At 60.0% G+C, this 18,393-nt stretch carries 18 protein-coding genes; 12 read left to right on the top strand and 6 right to left on the bottom strand.

What is annotated here, in order from left to right:
- Positions 1-190 precede the first annotated feature (190 nt).
- Genes cysP through ACWF8S_RS05605 form a run of 4 tightly spaced genes read left to right on the top strand, consistent with a single transcriptional unit; the run spans position 191 to position 4,001 of the window.
- Positions 191-1,222, top strand: coding sequence for a thiosulfate ABC transporter substrate-binding protein CysP (gene cysP / locus ACWF8S_RS05620; RefSeq protein WP_447555862.1), 1,032 nt, complete (start codon positions 191-193; stop codon positions 1,220-1,222).
- Positions 1,223-1,231: 9 nt separating this feature from the next.
- Positions 1,232-2,086, top strand: coding sequence for a sulfate ABC transporter permease subunit CysT (cysT, locus tag ACWF8S_RS05615; RefSeq protein ID WP_447555861.1), 855 nt, complete (start codon positions 1,232-1,234; stop codon positions 2,084-2,086).
- On the top strand, positions 2,086-2,913 hold the full coding sequence (gene cysW, locus ACWF8S_RS05610) for a sulfate ABC transporter permease subunit CysW (RefSeq protein ID WP_447555860.1): 828 nt from the start codon (positions 2,086-2,088) through the stop codon (positions 2,911-2,913). Before cysT ends, cysW begins: the two co-directional genes overlap by 1 nt.
- Positions 2,910-4,001 carry a sulfate/molybdate ABC transporter ATP-binding protein gene (locus tag ACWF8S_RS05605; RefSeq protein WP_447555859.1) on the top strand — a complete coding sequence of 364 codons (1,092 nt, stop codon included), beginning with the start codon at positions 2,910-2,912 and terminating at the stop codon, positions 3,999-4,001. The genes cysW and ACWF8S_RS05605 overlap by 4 nt, the downstream gene beginning before the upstream one ends.
- Positions 4,002-4,045: 44 nt before the next feature.
- On the opposite strand, the gene ACWF8S_RS05600 is transcribed toward ACWF8S_RS05605, so the two are convergent.
- Positions 4,046-4,660, bottom strand: a complete 615-nt coding sequence (locus ACWF8S_RS05600; protein WP_447555858.1) for an alpha-ketoglutarate-dependent dioxygenase AlkB family protein — start codon at positions 4,658-4,660, stop codon at positions 4,046-4,048.
- 103 nt (positions 4,661-4,763) lie between these two features.
- Between ACWF8S_RS05600 and ACWF8S_RS05595 the strand changes: the two genes are divergently transcribed.
- Positions 4,764-5,357: a YajG family lipoprotein gene (locus tag ACWF8S_RS05595; RefSeq protein ID WP_447555857.1), complete on the top strand. Its 594-nt coding sequence runs from the start codon at positions 4,764-4,766 to the stop codon at positions 5,355-5,357.
- Between the two features lie 51 nt (positions 5,358-5,408).
- Here ACWF8S_RS05595 and ACWF8S_RS05590 read toward each other — a convergent pair whose 3' ends face one another.
- From ACWF8S_RS05590 to ACWF8S_RS05580, 3 genes are all read right to left on the bottom strand, one after another.
- Positions 5,409-6,038 carry a thiopurine S-methyltransferase gene (locus tag ACWF8S_RS05590; RefSeq protein ID WP_447555856.1) on the bottom strand — a complete coding sequence of 210 codons (630 nt, stop codon included), beginning with the start codon at positions 6,036-6,038 and terminating at the stop codon, positions 5,409-5,411.
- A 9-nt stretch (positions 6,039-6,047) separates the two neighbouring features.
- Positions 6,048-6,683, bottom strand: a complete 636-nt coding sequence (locus ACWF8S_RS05585; protein ID WP_447555855.1) for a TIGR04211 family SH3 domain-containing protein — start codon at positions 6,681-6,683, stop codon at positions 6,048-6,050.
- Between the two features lie 80 nt (positions 6,684-6,763).
- Positions 6,764-7,093 (bottom strand): DUF1820 family protein, encoded by a 330-nt coding sequence (locus ACWF8S_RS05580; protein ID WP_447555854.1) that lies wholly within the window; start codon positions 7,091-7,093, stop codon positions 6,764-6,766.
- 204 nt (positions 7,094-7,297) lie between these two features.
- Between ACWF8S_RS05580 and ACWF8S_RS05575 the strand changes: the two genes are divergently transcribed.
- The 3 genes from ACWF8S_RS05575 to ACWF8S_RS05565 are packed head-to-tail and all read left to right on the top strand — an operon-like array spanning position 7,298 to position 11,348.
- On the top strand, positions 7,298-8,521 hold the full coding sequence (locus tag ACWF8S_RS05575; protein WP_447555853.1) for an ATP-grasp domain-containing protein: 1,224 nt from the start codon (positions 7,298-7,300) through the stop codon (positions 8,519-8,521).
- A 42-nt stretch (positions 8,522-8,563) separates the two neighbouring features.
- Entirely contained in the window at positions 8,564-10,585 is a 2,022-nt protein-coding gene (locus ACWF8S_RS05570; protein ID WP_447555852.1) for a hypothetical protein, read from the top strand.
- A gap of 10 nt (positions 10,586-10,595) precedes the next feature.
- Positions 10,596-11,348: a TlyA family RNA methyltransferase gene (locus tag ACWF8S_RS05565; protein WP_447555851.1), complete on the top strand. Its 753-nt coding sequence runs from the start codon at positions 10,596-10,598 to the stop codon at positions 11,346-11,348.
- A gap of 8 nt (positions 11,349-11,356) precedes the next feature.
- Here ACWF8S_RS05565 and mscK read toward each other — a convergent pair whose 3' ends face one another.
- Entirely contained in the window at positions 11,357-14,671 is a 3,315-nt protein-coding gene (gene mscK / locus ACWF8S_RS05560; RefSeq protein ID WP_447555850.1) for a mechanosensitive channel MscK, read from the bottom strand.
- 188 nt (positions 14,672-14,859) lie between these two features.
- On the opposite strand from mscK, the gene ACWF8S_RS05555 reads away from it, so the two are divergent.
- The 4 genes from ACWF8S_RS05555 to ACWF8S_RS05540 all read left to right on the top strand — a co-directional run bounded on the left by ACWF8S_RS05555 (position 14,860) and on the right by ACWF8S_RS05540 (position 16,977).
- Positions 14,860-15,891, top strand: coding sequence for a phospholipase A (locus ACWF8S_RS05555; RefSeq protein WP_447555849.1), 1,032 nt, complete (start codon positions 14,860-14,862; stop codon positions 15,889-15,891).
- 78 nt (positions 15,892-15,969) lie between these two features.
- Positions 15,970-16,302 carry a DUF883 family protein gene (locus tag ACWF8S_RS05550; protein WP_447555848.1) on the top strand — a complete coding sequence of 111 codons (333 nt, stop codon included), beginning with the start codon at positions 15,970-15,972 and terminating at the stop codon, positions 16,300-16,302.
- Positions 16,302-16,706: a phage holin family protein gene (locus ACWF8S_RS05545; RefSeq protein WP_447555847.1), complete on the top strand. Its 405-nt coding sequence runs from the start codon at positions 16,302-16,304 to the stop codon at positions 16,704-16,706. Before ACWF8S_RS05550 ends, ACWF8S_RS05545 begins: the two co-directional genes overlap by 1 nt.
- On the top strand, positions 16,681-16,977 hold the full coding sequence (locus ACWF8S_RS05540) for a hypothetical protein (protein WP_447555846.1): 297 nt from the start codon (positions 16,681-16,683) through the stop codon (positions 16,975-16,977). The genes ACWF8S_RS05545 and ACWF8S_RS05540 overlap by 26 nt, the downstream gene beginning before the upstream one ends.
- A 106-nt stretch (positions 16,978-17,083) precedes the next feature.
- On the opposite strand, the gene ACWF8S_RS05535 is transcribed toward ACWF8S_RS05540, so the two are convergent.
- Complete coding sequence (locus ACWF8S_RS05535; protein WP_447555845.1) at positions 17,084-18,268, bottom strand: NAD(P)/FAD-dependent oxidoreductase; 1,185 nt, start codon at positions 18,266-18,268, stop codon at positions 17,084-17,086.
- Positions 18,269-18,393 lie beyond the last annotated feature (125 nt).

Genomic DNA, 18,393 nt, shown 5'->3' with positions numbered 1-18,393 from the left:
TTTAATTGAATATAAAACCCGATTGTAATTCCCTAAACTCAGGACTAACCTTGTCTTATCGCGAAAACGTCTATGGCAAGAACGTCTGTTGAATGAACGTCCTTCTTTAAAGAAGATTCGTCGAAACGCTTTCAAGCAATGCTCCATGGACGTCTGTCTTTTATCGCCCACCTTCAATCAGGAAGACTCAATGCGCTCAATCACGTTTGTAACCGCTCCTTTTCGACGCACCGTGCTGGCTCTGGCGCTGGGCACGGCGGCCGCTGGGGTCACGGGTACCGCCATGGCCCAGGAACGGGAGCTTTTAAACTCCTCCTACGATATTGCCCGCGAACTGTTCGTGGCGATTAACCCGGATTTTATCGCCTGGTGGCAAGATGAGCACGATGAAGAGGTCAGCGTCAGCCAGTCCCACGGCGGCTCCTCGGCTCAAGCGCGGGCCATCATGCAGGGCCTGCGCGCCGACGTCGTCACCTTCAACCAGGTCACCGACGTCGATGTGCTCGCCGAAGCCGGCCTGGTGGATGAAGACTGGCAGAACGCCCTCGACAACAACGCCTCGCCCTACTACTCCACCACCGCCTTCTTGGTGCGCAAGGATAACCCCAAGGGTATCGAGAGCTGGGACGACCTGGTACAAGAAGACGTCGAGCTGGTCTTCCCCAACCCGAAAACCTCGGGCAATGCGCGCTACACCTACCTGGCCGCCTGGGGCTTCGCCGACCGTGAATTCGACGGCGACGAAGAGCAGATCCAGGACTTCATGCGCACGCTTCTCGCCAACGTTGCGGTATTCGATACCGGCGGCCGGGGTGCTACCACCAGTTTCATCGAGCGCGGGATCGGCGATGTGCTGATCAGCTTCGAGTCCGAGGTGAACAATATCCGCCGCGAGTACGGCAGCGACGACTACGAAGTTGTGGTACCGCCGATGAGCGTGCTGGCCGAGTTCCCGGTGGCGGTAGTCTCGCAAAACGCCGAGCGTAACGGTAATACCGATCTGGCCGAAGGCTATCTCGAGTACCTTTACACCGAAGAGGCTCAGCGTACGCTTGCCGGCTTCAACTATCGCGTACACGATGAAACCGTACTGGAAGAGTTTGCCGATGACTTCCCCGAGACTGAACTCTTCAACGTCGATGACGTGTTCGGCAGCTGGGACGAGATCATGCAAACCCACTTTGAAAGCGGCGGCATGCTCGACCAGCTTCAGCGTCGCTAACGGTTCATCATGCGTCAGTTAACCTTTCGCTCACCCGGCAGCGCGCGCGTGCTGCCGGGCTTTGGCCTTTCCATGGGTATCAGCGTGCTGTTCATCTCGCTGGTACTGCTGCTTCCCATCACCGGCCTGTTCGGCCAGCTGGCCGGGCTCAGCCTTGCCGAGTACTGGGCGATCATTTCCGAGGGTCGCGTGGTGGCAAGTTACATGGTCACCGTGGGTGCAGCGGCGGTGGCGGCACTGGTAAATGCGCTGTTCGGCCTTTTACTGGCCTGGGTGCTGGTGCGCTACGAGTTTCCCGGCAAGCGGCTTCTGGATGCGCTGATGGATCTGCCCTTCGCCCTGCCTACCGCGGTCGCCGGTATCACGCTTGCCACGCTTTACGCACGCAACGGGTGGATGGGGCAACTGCTCGAGCCGCTGGGGTTTCAGGTCGCCTACACCTGGGTGGGTATCGCGCTTGCCATGGCGTTTACCAGCATTCCGTTCGTGGTTCGCACGGTTCAGCCGGTGCTTGAGGATCTGCCCGCCGAGATCGACGAGGCGGCGATGGCCCTGGGCGCCACCGACGGCCAAGCCTTTCGTCGGGTGATCATGCCGCACTTGTGGCCTGCCCTGGTAACGGGCACCGGGCTTGCCTTCGTACGCTCGCTTGGCGAGTTCGGCGCGATCATCTTTATCGCCGGCAACATGCCTTATGAGACAGAAATCACCGCCCTGATGATCTTTGTAAGGCTTCAGGAGTACGACTACGCCGGCGCCTCGGCGATTGCCTCCGTGGTGCTGTTCACCTCACTGGCGCTGTTGCTGGCCATCAACGTCTGGCAAGGACGCTTCGTTCGCCGCATGCACGGAGGGAACACCTGATGCGCCGCGTGGGAGATGCGCCGGCTGTTCGGCGCCTGTTGATCACCGCTGCCGTACTTCTTTCGGCACTTTTTCTATTGCTGCCGCTGGTGGCCATCTTCGCTCAGGCGTTCTCGCAGGGGGCGATGGTGTTCTGGACCAACGTCAGTAACGTCTACACGCTTCACGCCATCGGCCTGACGCTTGTGATTGCGCTGATGACCATTCCGGTCTGCCTGGTCTTCGGCGTCGCGCTTGCCTGGCTGGTGACCCGGTTTCGTTTTCCAGGCAGACGGATTCTGCAGACGCTGATCGATATTCCCTTCGCGGTATCCCCGGTCGTGGCGGGGCTTATCTATCTACTGCTGTATGGACGAAACGGCTGGATCGGCGGCTTCCTGGATAGCTACGACATTCAGCTGATGTTTGCCTGGCCGGGCATTCTGATGGTCACGATCTTCGTTACCTGCCCCTTCGTTGCCCGCGAGCTGATTCCCCTGATGCAGGCCCAGGGCTCCCGCGAGGAGGAAGCCGCGGTGACGCTGGGCGCCTCGGGCTTTACCGTCTTCTGGCGGGTCACGCTGCCCAATATCCGTTGGGCGCTCATGTACGGCGTTATCCTGACCAACGCGCGGGCAGTGGGCGAATTCGGCGCGGTATCCGTGGTGTCGGGCGCGATTCGCGGACATACCAACACCTTGCCGCTTCACCTTGAACAGCTTTACCAGGATTACAACGCGGTCGGTGCGTTCTCAAGCGCGGCGCTATTGGCGCTGATTGCGCTGCTCACGCTGGCTGCCAAGGCCGCGTTGCAGTGGCGCGCCACCCGCCGGGAGGCACTCTCATGAGCATTCAACTGCACAACATCGCCAAGCATTTTGGCGCCACTCAGGCGCTTGAGCCCATCAATCTCGATATTCACGATGGCGAACTGGTGGGGCTTTTGGGGCCATCGGGTTCGGGAAAGACCACCCTTTTGCGCATCATTGCCGGGCTTGAAACCGCCGACCGCGCTCCGCATGCGGGCAAGATCCTGTTTGGCGAGCGCGATGTGACCCACGTTCACGTGCGCGACCGCCGCATCGGGTTCGTGTTCCAGCACTATGCGCTGTTTCGTCATATGAGCGTGTTCGACAATGTCGCCTTCGGTCTGACGGTCATGCCGCGCAAGGAGCGCCCTTCCCGGCAGGAGATTCGCGCGCGGGTCCTGCGGCTTCTGGAAATGGTTCAGCTCGAGCACCTGGCGAACCGTTTGCCCGCACAGCTCTCGGGTGGCCAGCAGCAACGGGTATCGCTTGCCCGGGCGCTGGCAGTCAAGCCCGATGTACTGCTTTTGGACGAACCCTTCGGCGCCCTGGACGCCAAGGTACGCCAGGAACTTCGCCGCTGGCTTCGCCGACTTCATGAAGAGCTGGGCTTTACCAGCGTGTTCGTCACTCACGACCAGGAAGAGGCGCTGGAGCTTTCAGATCGCGTGGTGGTCATGAGCAACGGACGTATCGAGCAGGTCGATGCGCCGGACGCCCTCTACCGTGCGCCCAGAAACCGCTTCGTGTTCGAGTTTCTGGGCGATGTGAATTACCTGGAAGGTCGGGTGCATGACGGCGTGCTTACCTGTGGCGACGCCCGAATGAAGGTGTCGCTGCCCGATGGCAATGAAGAGCTTTTGCTCCGCCCTCACGAGGTGCGTCTGGCCGAGACATTCGAACCGGGCTGTCACCTGCCGGTTCTGGTAACCGCCATTTCGTTGATCGGTGCCGAAGTGCGCGTGGAACTTGAAGCCGACTGGCTAGCTTCGCCCTGGCTTGCCACTGTGCGTCACGCCGACTTCGAGCGCCTGAATATCCATCGGGGCCAACGCCTTTACGCCCACCCCCGCCAATGGCACCGCTTCGTAGATGATGCGCCGCAGACCAACCAGGTGCGCACAGGCTGATTGAAACGCCGCTCAGGGCAGCGGCGTTTCAATACAAGGGCACGCTAGCAACGCATTTGCCGAAAGGTCAGGTTCACCCGTACTTCTCGGCTTTTTCTGGTCTTGGGCAGGCTGTGCCACCAGTGCGTCTGGGTCGCCCCTTGCATGATCAAAAGGCTGCCATGTTCAAGTTCAAGCGATACCCGCTCCTTGTCCTGCTTGTGCTTGAACGAAAAGCGCCGCTCGCCGCCCAGGGTGAGTGAAGCGATCACGCCGTTGGGCGCAAGCTCCTTTTCATCGTCGCTGTGCCAGCCCATACCCTCCTCCCCTGAATGGTAAAGATTCGCCAGACACGAATTGAACCGTTCGCCGCACTCCTGCTCGACCCGGGTTTTCAATCGCCATAGATGCTCGGGCCAGGGCTGGGCGGTCCTGGTCTGGCCGGAATACGTGTAATTGATCGAGGCGTCGCCATACCAGGCGACTTTTCGCTGGGTCACGATCGTCTTGCCAAACAGCACCAGCCGGTCATGCGCCCAGGAAAGTTCATCCACGCAGCACTCAAGTATCAGGGTCGCTTCTTGTTCGCTCAGCATTCGCCCGAGATAGTACGCTTCGCCGTCCCGGGGTAGCAGATTGACCGGGGCGTGGTCGCCTTCGAAAAGATCGCCGTGGCTCATGAACGTCTTTCTCCTTGCCGCGTTGCCTAAACCTTGTCGTTTGACGTTACCCAAGGCGAACTCCCACGTTATACTGGCCTTTTAGCCATCGCGGAGAAACACCATGCTTCGGCGTCACTTCTTGACACTATCGACGGCGCTGGCGGCCAGCGCCCTGCTGGCGGGCTGCGCAAGCCCCCAATACCTTCAGTTGAGTCCCGAGCGTACCGCCGAAGTGCCCCAGGCTGGTTCCGGCCAGCAGGTGAGCGTGGCGGCCGTCGACGCCCGGGAAAGCGAAGTGATCGGTACCCGTTCGGGGGGCAACATGTCCACTGCCCAGATTACGGTCAACAGCCACGAAGTGATACCCAGGCTTCAAGCCGAAGCGGAGCGCGCCGTGCGCGAAATGGGCTTCACCCCCACCACCAACCCCGCTCAGAATGGTCCCAGCCTGACACTGGAACTTGCCAGCCTGCACTACGGTCAAGGCGATAGCGGCCAGCCCTTGGTGGACGAGGCCCGGATCGAAGGGGTGTTTCGCGCCATAGCGCAAAACAAGGGTACCACTTACACCGGCACCTATACTTCCCGGCGCACGCAGGGCTACGCCGTCAAACCCGGTGAAGCCACCAATACGCGCATGCTCAACGACCTTCTAAGCGATGGCCTGAACCGCGCGTTCAGCGACCCGGAGCTTGCCCGCCTGCTGGCCCGTTGATCACACGCAGGGCCCTGTCGAAGGATCACTGCGTGAGCTAGTTGGCGCGGGCTATATCGGCCCGCGCCGCTCAAGCGCCCACACCTGCTCGCTGACGCCGCGCCCATCGGCGTCGCCGCTTTCCAGAAGGTCGAGTTTGAAATTCGGGGTCAACAGCCTTTGCACCTCATCGGCGCACACGCTGAACGGCGGCCCGTCATCTCCATTTGAGTGGGTCACGCTGACCAGCAGCCCCCGAGCCTTGGGCGGTATCAGCTGGGCAAGATGAAATGCGTAACGCTGGCGAGTCGCCGGCGGCAGCGCAATCAGCGCGGCGCGGTCGTAAAACGCACCCAGCTCGCAGGCCTGCTGGATATACAGGTGAAAAAAATCGCCGCACCAAAGCTCGATGCTACCTTGGCGCGTTACCTCGAACCCGGCCTGGCGATAGCGTGATACGCCGCCAGGGTCCTGCTCCAGGAACTGAACCACGGCCTCCGGCGCGAGTTCGACGCCCAGCACCGGGTGGCCCGCCTTTGCCAGCCAGCGCATATCAAGGCTTTTACCGCAAAGCGGCACCAGCACCTTGGCGCCTCGGGGAATCGCCAGGCCCGCCCAGTAACGGGTCAGTACCGGGTGAACCGACGTCTGATGAAAGCCGATTCGCCCTTCCTGCCAACGTTTGCGCCATGGGTTTTCCATCACTACCTCTTAAAACCAGCGGTCGCGCTTTTTACGTCGACGCGGCAGATGCGGCACGATCAGCCCGACCAGAAGCCCCGCGCCGGCCACGCCGCCGCCGTACATGAAATAACGCATCAAGAGATCTTCTTCCTGGGTATCCAGGCGGGCCTGAAGGGCGCGTACCTGCTGGCGCGACTGATCGGCTTCGCTGTCAAGCTCACGGTTGCGCGCTTCCAGGTCGGCAATGCGCTGCTCGCGAACGTCCAGCGTATCGCTCATGGAGGAGACGCGCTCTTCCCAGGTGTCGTTGATACCTTCAAGCTCCTGAGTCAACTCTTCCACCTGGCCTTCGAGTTCGGGAAGCTGCTCTCGAGCGCTCTGGGTCTGCTGAAGCTCGTCGCTCAGCACCCAGACGGCATCGCCACCGCTGCCACGCACCTGGGTATAGTTGCCGCTTTGTTCAAGCACTTCCACCTGCTCACCGGCATTCAACGTACCTACGATCCGATAGCCGTCGGTGGGGCCGCTGCGAACAAAGGTGCTCAGCTCTTCGCTGACCCACGCTTGATTATCGGTCTGGGCGAATGTCTGACCGCTGCCGACGCTCAACAACAGACCAGCGGTGACACAATAACAATGTAAACGACGCTTTTTTACTTGCATGACTTAGGGTCCTGATCATAAACACATGCGCTAATCACAACGCCGCGCTCGCGCTTTGGGCGAACACGGGTATTCAACGCTTACCCTTCTCCGCGGGGAGGAAGCGGAAAAGGACGAGGGAACTCTGCAACGCGGGTGTCGCTTTTCACTGCCTTCAAGGGGCCTTCACGCTCCACTTCATCAATGCGCACGATGGCATTGAGAGGCAGGTAGCTACGCTTAACACCCTCGAAGGTACGCTGTAGCTTTTCCGCACCGGGATCCACTACCACCCTTGAAGCGTCGTCAAAGACAAACTCCTCGACTTCAATAAACCCCCAGAGTTCGCTTTGAAAGATTTCTCTGACGTATAAATCCCACACTTCACCTTGCTGGTGAACCACTACCCGGTAGATCGGCTTGGCCGCCATCTTGGCCTTATCCTCTTGCCATTTAAAGGTCTCAATCCAGAGCCTAGCCTATCATATTCTAACGTCCGCCCTTTACTGCCGCATTCACGGTGCGCGCGCAAGCCCAGGGGGAAAGAGATGTCATAAGGTTCGTTCCCCGATGATCGAGTAGTGTATGGTGGACTGAGAATGCGGCAGTTTCTTACCCCCCGAAGGAGTCACCTTATGCAAAAGGATTCAGATAAGGGCTATATCGCCCTACTTGGTTGGAGCCTTAATGCCATTGAAGCGGCGGAGAAATTCGATCGCCGCTACATCGTGGTGGCACCCGACTGGGCGGCAGAGTACTGCCAGCAGCACGATATCCCTCATGTGGCATGGAACTTCGAGCGCTTGAACGACCGGTCGCTGGAAATCGCTGAAACGCTGAAAGACAAGGGCGTGGATGTGGCCATTCCCCTTTTTGAAGAGACCGTGGAATGGGCCGGCGCGATCAACTCGGTACTGCTGGACAACCCCCGCCTCTACGGCCAGTCGCTTTTACTGCGCGACAAGGCCTTGATGAAGCGTCGGGCCCAGCTGGGAGGCATTCGCGTGGGCATTTTCGAGGAAGCCCACGATAAAGAGGACGTCATTCGCTTTCTCAAGCGGGTCAATCAGACACTCCTGAAGCTCGATGGCGACCCCAACGACCCGATTCACCTGAAGGCTTTCGACAAGGCGGGCTGCCTCGGCCATCGGGTCATCCGTACCCCGGACGAGGTGGATACCATTCCCGATGAAGAGTTTCCGGTACTCATGGAGTCCCACCTGGATGGCTGGGAGTTCGCCGTGGAGGCGTGGATCCACGACGGCAAGATCGCGTTTCTGAACATTTCCGAGTACGTGACGCTGGGCTATTCGGTATTCGTTCCCGCCTCCCCCGAGCTTGAGCGCTACCGCGACCAGATCACCACCCAGATCGAAAAGCTCATCAAGGCTTTCGATATCGAGTTCGGGTTGATTCACCCGGAGTACTTCGTGACCAGCGACGGCGAGATGTATTTTGGCGAAGTCGCCTACCGTCCGCCGGGGTTCAAGGTATTTGAACTGCTCGAGCGGGTCTACGGCTTCAACGCCTACCAGGCTTCGATGCTGGTCTTCGACCCGAAAAGCACCGCTGAAGAGGTGGCGGCGTTTTTCCCCCAGGAAGTGGTGGATGCCAAGGGCTTTGCCGGCTGTTTCGGGGTTTATCCTCGCCGCCGTGTGGTCAGCCGTCTGGAAATCCCGGAAGAGACCGAGGATCATCCTTACTTCGAGTCCCACGAGCTGACCTCGCCGCTTGAGGAAACCGTCACCAAGCGCACCGCCTTTGGCACTCACTGGGGGCTTGTCTACTTCAAGGGCGACGACGCGCATACCCTGCGCGATCTGCTAAAACATCAAGAAGATCTCGACTTCTATGTATAATCCCCCGCGTGCTCAGAAGAGCCCCCGGGGAAAGGAGCCATCGTGATCACCGCCGAGGAAACAGCGTCCAGACTGCCTGGACTGCTGGAAAAGTTTGACGACGCCCTGCGCCTTCTACAGGAGGCGCCAGCGTTCTCCAAGCCCACCAAGCTTTCTCGGGTGCTGGATACCGCGCGCCGGGTCCTGCTTCTGGAAGACGGCTGTCAGGCACTTGAGAGGCGCGTGGGAGATATCGAGTCCGCCGCGCTGTTTCAAGGCTCGGACTGGGAGACCCCTCAGTATCTTCAGCCCTCCCTGACGCCTTTTTCGCTTAAAAGCGCCGAGGCGAATGTCGTGGTGATCGAGGCGCTGAGCGAATTGCGCCTTCTGGCCATCGCCAAGGGGGAGTACGTCCATTCGCTTATCTCCCAGGCGCAGGCGCACCACTACCTGACCCAGGTGATGGCGCTTAACCTGTCGCTGCTTTTCAGCCCTCCCACCGAAGCCGAGCGTGAAATCCAGGGCCGTCTGGCAACGCTTACTCGTCACCTTTTCAAGCACATGGCCAGCCGCATCGGTTATGAGCATATCGTCGATCAGTTGATCGAGGAGATCTGGCGCATTCTGAAACAGCGCCCGGTCCAGGTGGAAAGCATCAAGCAGATGATTACCCAGATTGCCCTGTGTCAGGCCGACCCGACGATTGACCTGGGTGCCAGCGGTCAAGGCGCGGACAGACTGGTAAGCTCGCTGTACGGGCCGACCCAGGCATGCCGCGAAGACCCGGGGGTAGCGATCTACCAGCGCCGGCTGGAAGGCATGGACATGGCCACCCTTCAGGTCGAGGCCACCGGCTTTGCCCGGGCCATGCACGACACCGGCCTGGTATCGCCCTATCACGCGGTACTGCTGCGGTTTTGTCTGGACGAGAGCGACCACCTGCTCGGCGAGGCGCTGGGGCTCTCCTCCACCGGGCGCGACTGCATGCTCTGTTACCGCGAGCTGGTTCACGCCTTGATTCGAAGCGGCATTTACCCGGACACGGCACAAGCGGTCTATGGATTGGCGCTGATGCTTGAGCGGGGCATCCTCTATCAGCCGCCGGTGGCGCCGGCCATGTGGCGCCAGTTGAATCTGCGATTGTCCGACTGGGCCGAGGCACGTCTTGTTCATGCCTATGGCGACAAGATCAGCGCACGCTCTCGGCTGATCGAGGGCGTGCTGTGCCTGCTTGGCCTGCCGCTGGGTGTCGGCCAGGGGAACAACCCCACCTGCCAGTCCGCGCGGGCGCTATCCATGTGGGCCTACAACGACCCGGATTATCTGTTGCAGATGGTCGCCTGGGCCGCGCGAGACGACGAGATCATCATGCACTTTGAAGGCCAGCCGATCTCTTCTCAGCAAAGCGCCTCAGGCGTATCCAGCGAGCTGCCGATGGATCTCGACCCTGTGTCGTTGATCGTGGTGCCCCACCTGGATCGTATCTACGCCGAAATGGGCAGGCGCTGTATCGGGCGTGAGGGCGACCCCCACCGCTGGGTGAACCCGGAGTTTCACGGCTGGTGGTCAGGCCGCGGGTTTCGCATCAACGTGGATGTTGCCAGCGGCAGGCTCTGCGATGTGGAGCACTTCATTCGCCATTTCTATGCAAGCTATCACCCCTTCTACAACGGTAATCAACCGCTGATTCACCCTCAACCCGCCGGCATTGCTGCCACCGACAGCGCAGGCCGGTTCGTCGGCTGGCACGCCATTACCATCTTGCGCGCCTCCCTCGATCCGTCGGATACCATGCGCGTCTATTTCTATAACCCCAACAACGACAGTGGTCAGGACTGGGGCGATGGCGTCAAGGTCAGCACATCCGGCTTTGGAGAACGCTTCGGCGAGGCTTCACTGCCTTTCGACCAGTTCACCTCACGCCTTTACATCTACCATCATGACCCTCTGGAGCGCGGTGAGGCGGCCACGGTTTCTGCAGAAGAGCTCGAAAGCGTAAAGGGCTATCTGCATCGCAGCTGGGGGGCCGCACGTCTGCCGGCGCTCGAGCTGCAGGCCAGCCCTCTCCCCAAGGACCCCCGCTAGACGTTACGATATGAAGCGACTCGATCAGCTGTTGGTGAGCCTCGGGCTTGCCAACTCCCGCACCCGGGCCCAACGCCTTATCCGCAACGGCCGCGTTCGGCTATCCGACGGCACGCCGCTCACCAAGGTGTCGCAACCGTGGCCGTCGGATACCCTCTTTACCATCGATGAAGACCCGGAGGAGCGCTACGCCTCCCGTGCAGGGCTCAAGCTTGAAGGGGTGCTCAGTGCCTTGAACATGCGCCTGGACGACCGGGTCGTGCTCGATATCGGCCAGTCCACCGGCGGGTTTACCGACTGCGCCTTGCACTTCGGCGCCCGACATGTCGTCGGCGTGGAGGTAGGACACGACCAGCTCGCCCCCGCGCTTCGAGAGGATCATCGAGTGACCTGCCTGGAGGGCTTGAACGCTCGCTCCATGAGCCGGGACGACGCCCTTTTGAACGTTCTTGCCCGGCACCCGGCCGATATCGCGGTCATGGACGTCTCGTTTATCTCCCAGACGCTGATCATTCCCGAAATCGCCACGCTGTTGCCTGCCAAGGGACAGCTACTTTCACTGGTGAAACCGCAGTTCGAGCTGGCACCCGGCGCGCTCGACAAGCGTGGCGTAGTGCAAGACCCCGCTCGTTTCAGCGAAGTAAGAACCCGTATTGTCAGCACCTGTCACGAACACGGGCTTTGTGTCACGCACTGGCAGGAGAGCCCGATTACCGGCGGCGACGGTAATCGGGAATTTCTGTTGCTGGCCACGCGGCAATAGACCTCAGCTCAGCTCAACGAGGCCGGCGGTAGCTGCTGGGCGGAATGCACCTTGACCGCCTCCCCTTCGTCCCGATGCAGCCATACATCCATCTGCTCGAAGGCGACACGAATACCCGCTTCGCGCAGCAGCGCATCCACCCGGCAGTTGACCTCGTCCGCGGCGAAAAGACGGTCGACCAGATCGTTGACGAATATCCGCAGTTCGAAATTGAGGCTGTGCGGGCCATAGCTGATACAGAACACCTGAGGCTCCGGGTCGACCAGCACCCGCGCGTTCTCGGCGGCGGCCTGGTGCAGTAGCTGGTGCACCCGTTCAAGGTCGGAGCCGTGGGCCACCCCAAAGGTAAGCACCACCCGGGTCACGTTATCCGACAGCGACCAGTTGATCAGCTGGTCGGTCACGAAGGTCTTGTTGGGGATGATGATTTCCTTGCGGTCGAAATCGGTCACCGTGGTGGCCCGAATGCGTATCCGGCTGACGGTGCCGTGAAGGTTGCCCAGGGTGATGGTGTCGCCAATACGAATCGGACGTTCGAAGAGAATGATCAATCCCGAGATGAAGTTGGCGAATATCTCCTGTAGTCCAAAGCCCAGGCCCACACTGAGCGCGGCCACCAGCCACTGGAGCTTATCCCAGGAAACGCCGAGCGTTGCCAGCGCCATCACCACCCCGGTGCCCACGATGGTGTAGGACAGAAGCGATGTAATCGCGTAGGCGCTGCCCTGCTTGAGCGCCAGGCGCGAAAGCACCATCACTTCCAGAAGTCCCGGCAGGTTGCGCGCCATGATGAACGTTATCGCCACCACCAGAAGGGCGGTGAACACATCGGTAATCGAGAGCGTATTGCCGACCAGGTCGCCATCCTCGGCATCCCAGAGCGCCACCTGATCCAGATAACCCAGTACGGTGAGCAGGTCCGACCACACCAGGTACAGAAGCACGCTGAAACCGATCAAAAGAATCAGCTTGGAAAGGCGCAGCGACTGGCTATTGATCTGTTCCATGTCCAGCGGTGGCTCCTCGACCACCTCGAGCCCGCCCTCGGCCCCCTCCTGTACCTGGGCCCGGCGCCTGGCAAGCGCACGCCGATAGGCCAGGCGCCGAGCCGCCACCGCCAGGCTTCGCACCACGGTGGCCTCGATGATGATCCATAGTCCCAGAATGTAGAGCGTCATCGCAAAACGCCCCACCAGGCGCAGCGCCGTGTATTCATATCCCCAGGCCACCAGTCCGAAGAGCACCAGTGGTACACCCGCAATGCTCAACCCCAGCAAGAGCCTGAAAAGGCGTACGCCGAAAAACGGCACGTGGGCCAGAATAAGCTTGGCCAGCCACCAGCTCATGGTTGCCAGAGCTACAAAGAAAAGCCCCAGCGCCATGGGACGTTGAGCGAGCGGCGTCTGCATCGGCGCCGAGAGTGTGGCGATGACCACCACCAGAGAAAGAGCAATGCCCAGGCCGCCTAGAAGTTTTCTGAGCGTGGCGTTATACCCGGGCGACCATGTGAAGTGGCGCTCGGCCACACCATCCACCACCAGAAGCCGTCGGCCCCAGGCGATCGCCCCCCAGCTCAGCCCCAACTGCAAGAACGCCATGGAAAGATTCATCGAAGCCGGGCCTTCGGCGGTATTGAGCCCCACCCCGATGCCAGCCAGCACCAAGGGCCCGGGAATGGCCACCAGCGCGTTGAGCAGCACCGCTTTGGGGGTATGGCCCTGAGTATCGCTCTTGAGCCGACCGATCTGTGAGTGAATCAATGCCAGACGCGCCTTGATACGCGGACGCAGCCCTGCCAGCAGCAGGCTGATCAAGATCAAGGGCGCCCCTGACAATACCTGCCAGGAAAGCCCCTGCCACCGGGTGGGCAACAGGTGTCGCCACTCGCCTTCGCGCCATTCGATACGTAGGTTCTGGGGCAACTGGCGCAGCCAGGCGAGATCCAGCGGGCGGCTGTTGGCCACCCAGAAAAGTTGCTCGTCGATGGTAGCGCTCAGGTTGCGGGTAATTTCCAAAAGCTGCTGCTGATTGAGTTGCAGCTCGATTGCCGCGCTCAAAAGCGCACCGTAGGCCTGTTCAAGCTGCTCGACGAGTTCGCGCCGAGATTGGTAGAGCCTGGAGAGCGAATCCACCAGTCCCGGGGTGACCTCCACCCCCGCTTCTTCCAGACGCTGATTGGCCAGACGCTCGCCCTGGCGAAGCTGGTCGCGCTGACGCACCAGATCAAACTGCTTCAGACGTAAATCGGCGATCTCATCTTGCAGGTTGTCCCGGGGGGAAAGCGTGGGCAGCGACTGGCGCTGCTCGATCAATATACGCGATAGAAGCTGGCTGCCGCGAATGGCGTCGAGCTGCTCGTTCAGGCTTCTTTGAAGCTGACGCACATGATCGAGCTGGCGCTGGGCTTCGATATTTTCGCGCACGATGCCGTTGGCCCGATCGGTGGCTCTTAAAAGCTCCAGGCTGAGCGTCTGATTGACTTGCTGAGCACGCAGGACCACCGGGTGTCCCTCGACAACCAGCGGGTCGTCACGGGCGGCGTCCGCAATCGCCTGCTCGGAGACCACGCGCCGCTGTCGGTCGATCACCCCTTGCAGCAGATTGAGCTGCTGCTCCTGCTCATCGATTTGCAGCGAGAGCAGATCGCGACGCTGTCGTGCCAGTTCGCGCAGGCGGCTGTTGGCGCTCAGCTCACGCTGGTTTAAAGCAATTTCCCGCTCGGCCAGTACTCGGTTCAAGCGAAGCTTTACAAGATTGGCATCGTTCTGGGCGGAGAGCTGACGGTCGGCCAACAGTGCCTCACGCTCGTCAAGCTCGCGACGTAGGCTTTCGCTTCTCTTGAGCGCATCGGAGATCGCCTGCTGGGCCCGCTCGGGCAGCGTTTGCGCGGCCAGTAGCTGGGAGTTGGCATCCGCCAGCTGGCTTTGCAGCTGCTGCAGGGCCACCACCGCGTCGGCCTGCTGGCTTTCAAGACTGGGCAGCGCCATATCGCTCAGATCCTCGACGCTTAATTGCTGGCGGGCCTGCTCGGCCTCGTCCAGCTCGCGCTCCAGACGAAGCAGTAATTCCGGCGCGTGAGCGATACGCTGGTCGAGTGCCGTCAAGCGCTCCTCCATCGCCTCCAGACGTTCGTAGGTATCCAGCGCCCCTTCAAGTGCCTGCTGGTCACGTTGGAGCTGAGGGCTCAACTCGCCTTCAGAAGCCTCGATACTTTCCAGGCGTTCTCTGAGCTCTTCCGCCGGCGGCACGCCTTCCACCTCTACAGCCAGTGCGCCGGGCGCCAGCGCGCCCAGCGTCAGCGCCACCAGGACGCCACGCATCATCCACCGCTTGACCGCACATCTCACCACGTTATGTATGCCTCACTGACATATCGCCCCTCTGAAAGCGGGCAAGGGCGACATTGTCGAGGGTATTTCGTGCTTTCGCAATCATGAGCAGTTGACTTAAACGGGCAGGCTGTATAGAAAGCCCTGTTAATTCTTTTTTCCTACATTGGCGAGCCTCTTCAATGGTCACTCGACACCGGTTATTAGCAACGCTTTTCGTGTTCATTGGCGCCACGCCGCTTGCCCCCAGTGCGTGGGCGGAAACGCAAGAAGAGATCGAGGCTCGCATCCGCGCATTGAACACCGAGCTCTACCAGCTGCGCCAGCAGCTGCAGCAGGTAGAGGCGCCCGCGGACAGCGCTGCCGGTATTACCCCCGCGCTGATGCCGGAAGAAGCGGCGCTCGAGGATTTAAGCGAGCGTCGCCAGCTAGAACAGGAATCCACACGCAATCCGTTTGCGATTACCACGCACCGGACGAACTATCTCTTTCCCGTCAGCTACAACGCCAACAAGGATGCGCAAAGCTTTCGCGAAATTACCGACGACAACGGCCCGGACAACATCGAGGTCAAGTTCCAGTTCAGCGCCAAGTTCAATCTCGTGGAAGATCTCTTTGGCGACGTCGGCGATATCTATTTCGGCTATACCCAGCGCAGCTGGTGGCAGGCCTACAATACCGACGCCTCCTCCCCCTTCAGGGAAACCAACTACGAGCCCGAGATCTTTATCGATTTCGATAATGCCTGGAGCGCACTTGGCTGGGTGAATACGCGTAACCGTGTGTCCTTCAACCACCAGTCCAACGGGCGCTCCGACCCGCTGTCGCGCAGCTGGAACAGGGTATATCTGGAAAGTACCTTCCAGCGTGGCGATTGGGCGTTGACCCTTGCCCCGCACTGGCGCGTGCCGGAATCCGACGGTAGCGACGACAACCCGGACATCGAGCGCTACATGGGCTACGGCGACCTTCGCCTGGCCAAGCGCCTGAATGACAATCACGAAATCGCGACTCAGCTTCGCGGCAACCCTGCCGCCGGCAACTACGGCGCCCAGATCGATTACAGCTGGCCGGCGTTCAATAACCTGCGCGCGCACCTGCAGTACTACTATGGGTATGGCGAAAGCATGATCGATTACGACAACCGCGTTAACCGACTCAGTATCGGCTTCAGCCTCAACCCGCTCTTCAGCGCCACCGGGCTCAACCGATAAGCGGGTAGTTGTCTAATTTTTAATGAATGCTATGCTGGTAACAGTCCACGTATCACTAACCCGTCAAAGGAAGACAACATGGCTAAGCGTAATTCCGATAGTTCTGCCCGCGCTGATCAACTGAAAAACGATCTCCGCTATCTGAGCGAAACCGTTGAAGAGCTGGTCAATGCAACCTCCAAGGATGCCAGTGGCGAAATGCGAGGTCTTCGCGAGCGTGCCGAGCGTCGTCTGAAAGAAACGCGTTCGCGCCTTGAAGCTGCCGGTGAAAGCATTTACGAAGATACCCGCGAGTCACTTTCCAATCAGGTTGACTGCTGCGACCGTTACGTTCGCGACAATCCCTGGACCAGCATGGGCATCGGTGCTGCGACTGGTCTGGTCGTGGGTATGCTGCTCGGTCGTCGCTAATGGCCTTGGGTTCTACCCAACGCGTCTTCTCTGCCGTCAAACGCCTGCTGGGCTCACTGGTCGCTAACAGTGAAACCCGCCTGCGTCTGGCGGTTTTAGAGTTGGAAGAGGAGCGCTCACGTTTACTGGTACTTTTTCTACTGGCAGGTGCGAGCCTGCTGCTTCTGCTGCTGGGAGTGGCCACGCTGACCGCGTTGGTCGTGATCCTTTTCTGGGATACCTATCGCATAACTGCGATCGCTTTCAGTTCGGGCGTGCTGATATTTTTAAGTTTGCTCTTTGCACTGATTGCAGTTCGTCAGGCAAGAAGCCATACGCTTTTAAAAGAGACGCTAAAGCAGTTGGCGGCGGACCGGGCGCTTCTAGAGGCCAACCAACATGACAAGCCAGACGAAAGATATTAAGCCCAGCCGGGCCGAACGCAAGGCAGCGCTGCTTGCCGAACTCGAGCAACAGCGAATCGATATGCTCGTTGACAGTGAATACCTGCTGAGCGCTGCTACCCCGCTTGAAAACAGCTTGCGCAGTTTCAAGATTCCGCTTTACGCGGTCGGAGGCATCGCGGCCTGGCGCCTTGTTCGCCACCCCGGTGGTGTCATGGCGGCAGGACGCAAGGCCCTCGCCGGCTACATGATGTTTCGCAAGTTCAAGCTGTTGGCCAAGATCGCTACCTGACGTGAAGCCGGCCTTATTCTGGTTGGTCCGGCCTGGTTCGACATGGTAACTATGCTTACGTGCGCTTCGGCGCACGTTCAGCTCACACCTTCAGTTCGCGCCAGTCTTATAAAGCCTGCGCGCAGGCGACCCCGCTTGCCCATGCCCACTGAAAGTTGTACCCCCCTAACCTGCCGGTAACATCCAGTACTTCGCCGATAAAGCGAAGCTGAGGTACATCCTTGACCTCAAAGGTTCTGGACGAAATAGCGGCGGTACTCACCCCGCCCATGGTCACCTCTGCGGTACGCCAGCCTTCGGTGCCCGCAGGTTTCAGAATCCAACGATTGAGTCGCTCGCCCCATGCATCCAGCGCCTCGTTGGAGTATTGCGCCAAGGGTCTTTCGGAGTGCGCGTCGGGATACCATTCGAGCAGCGCCTGGGAAAGGCGCCTGGGAAAGTGCTCCGCCAGCCAGGTGGAAAGAAGCCGTCTGGGCGTGGCCTCGCGGGCCCTGCGCAAAAGCGCGGCGGCCTGCTCACGGGGGAGCAGGTCGATCTCAAGAGTCTCACCCGGCTCCCATACGCTGGAGATCTGCAGTATGGACGGCCCGGACAGCCCCCGATGGGTAAAAAGTAGAGGTTCTTCGAAGCGATAGTCGCGATGCTGGATCGCCACCGGCACGCTGACCCCGGAAAGCGCCTGGGCCCGCGCCTTCCAGGTATCACTCAGTGTCAAGGGTACAAGCCCTGGCCGGGTGGGCAATACCTCGAGCCCAAACTGACGGGCGATGTCGTAGCCAAAACCGCTGGCCCCCAGCGTGGGAATCGAGAGCCCGCCAGTGGCCACCACCAGAGCCCCCGTCTCGATTCGCCCCCGAGAAGTTTCAAGACGCATGGCGTCCCCGACGCGCTCTACCTTGCTGATCCGTGTATCGAGTGAGACCTCGGCCCCCGCCCATTCACATTCGGTCAGCAGTAAACGCACCATCTCCTTGGCAGAGTCGGCACAGAAAAGCTGGCCTGGCGATTTTTCCACGTATTCGAGACCATGGCGTTCGACAAGCTCGACAAAATGCTCCGGGCGATAGCGTTTGAGCGCAGAGATACAGAAATAGGGGTTTTGGGAGTAGAAATGGTGAGGCGCGGTATCAAGATTGGTAAAATTGCAGCGTCCGCCGCCGGACATCAGGATTTTCTTGCCCGCCTTGTTGGCATGGTCAAGCACCAGCACGCGTTTTCCCGCATAGCCGGCCTGCGCGGCACACATCAGCCCCGCAGCACCTGCGCCAATGATCACGACATCGAACACCATATTCGGCGACCCTTAAAATCAGTATAACGTCGTGCATTCTATCAGGTATAAAAGGGTTTATTTTCGTTTGAAAGCCAGCCAGTGGCACATTTACCCGATCAGGAGTACGGCGCCTTTGCTTTAAA

This window comes from Vreelandella xerophytica (assembly GCF_968048975.1).
This window is presented reverse-complemented; position numbering and strand designations above follow the sequence as displayed.

Bases quoted from the DNA above. Each gene is read 5' to 3' on its own strand.
- ACWF8S_RS05565 (WP_447555851.1), top strand. From the start codon at position 10,596: ATGAAGCGACTCGATCAGCTGTTGGTGAGCCTCGGGCTTGCCAACTCC.
- ACWF8S_RS05580 (WP_447555854.1), bottom strand. From the start codon at position 7,093: ATGGCGGCCAAGCCGATCTACCGGGTAGTGGTTCACCAGCAAGGTGAA.
- ACWF8S_RS05575 (WP_447555853.1), top strand. From the start codon at position 7,298: ATGCAAAAGGATTCAGATAAGGGCTATATCGCCCTACTTGGTTGGAGC.
- ACWF8S_RS05545 (WP_447555847.1), top strand. From the start codon at position 16,302: ATGGCCTTGGGTTCTACCCAACGCGTCTTCTCTGCCGTCAAACGCCTG.
- ACWF8S_RS05585 (WP_447555855.1), bottom strand. From the start codon at position 6,683: ATGCAAGTAAAAAAGCGTCGTTTACATTGTTATTGTGTCACCGCTGGT.
- ACWF8S_RS05540 (WP_447555846.1), top strand. From the start codon at position 16,681: ATGACAAGCCAGACGAAAGATATTAAGCCCAGCCGGGCCGAACGCAAG.
- mscK (WP_447555850.1), bottom strand. From the start codon at position 14,671: ATGATGCGTGGCGTCCTGGTGGCGCTGACGCTGGGCGCGCTGGCGCCC.
- cysT (WP_447555861.1), top strand. From the start codon at position 1,232: ATGCGTCAGTTAACCTTTCGCTCACCCGGCAGCGCGCGCGTGCTGCCG.
- cysP (WP_447555862.1), top strand. From the start codon at position 191: ATGCGCTCAATCACGTTTGTAACCGCTCCTTTTCGACGCACCGTGCTG.
- ACWF8S_RS05595 (WP_447555857.1), top strand. From the start codon at position 4,764: ATGCTTCGGCGTCACTTCTTGACACTATCGACGGCGCTGGCGGCCAGC.
- ACWF8S_RS05555 (WP_447555849.1), top strand. From the start codon at position 14,860: ATGGTCACTCGACACCGGTTATTAGCAACGCTTTTCGTGTTCATTGGC.
- ACWF8S_RS05590 (WP_447555856.1), bottom strand. From the start codon at position 6,038: ATGGAAAACCCATGGCGCAAACGTTGGCAGGAAGGGCGAATCGGCTTT.
- ACWF8S_RS05600 (WP_447555858.1), bottom strand. From the start codon at position 4,660: ATGAGCCACGGCGATCTTTTCGAAGGCGACCACGCCCCGGTCAATCTG.
- ACWF8S_RS05605 (WP_447555859.1), top strand. From the start codon at position 2,910: ATGAGCATTCAACTGCACAACATCGCCAAGCATTTTGGCGCCACTCAG.
- cysW (WP_447555860.1), top strand. From the start codon at position 2,086: ATGCGCCGCGTGGGAGATGCGCCGGCTGTTCGGCGCCTGTTGATCACC.
- ACWF8S_RS05535 (WP_447555845.1), bottom strand. From the start codon at position 18,268: ATGGTGTTCGATGTCGTGATCATTGGCGCAGGTGCTGCGGGGCTGATG.
- ACWF8S_RS05550 (WP_447555848.1), top strand. From the start codon at position 15,970: ATGGCTAAGCGTAATTCCGATAGTTCTGCCCGCGCTGATCAACTGAAA.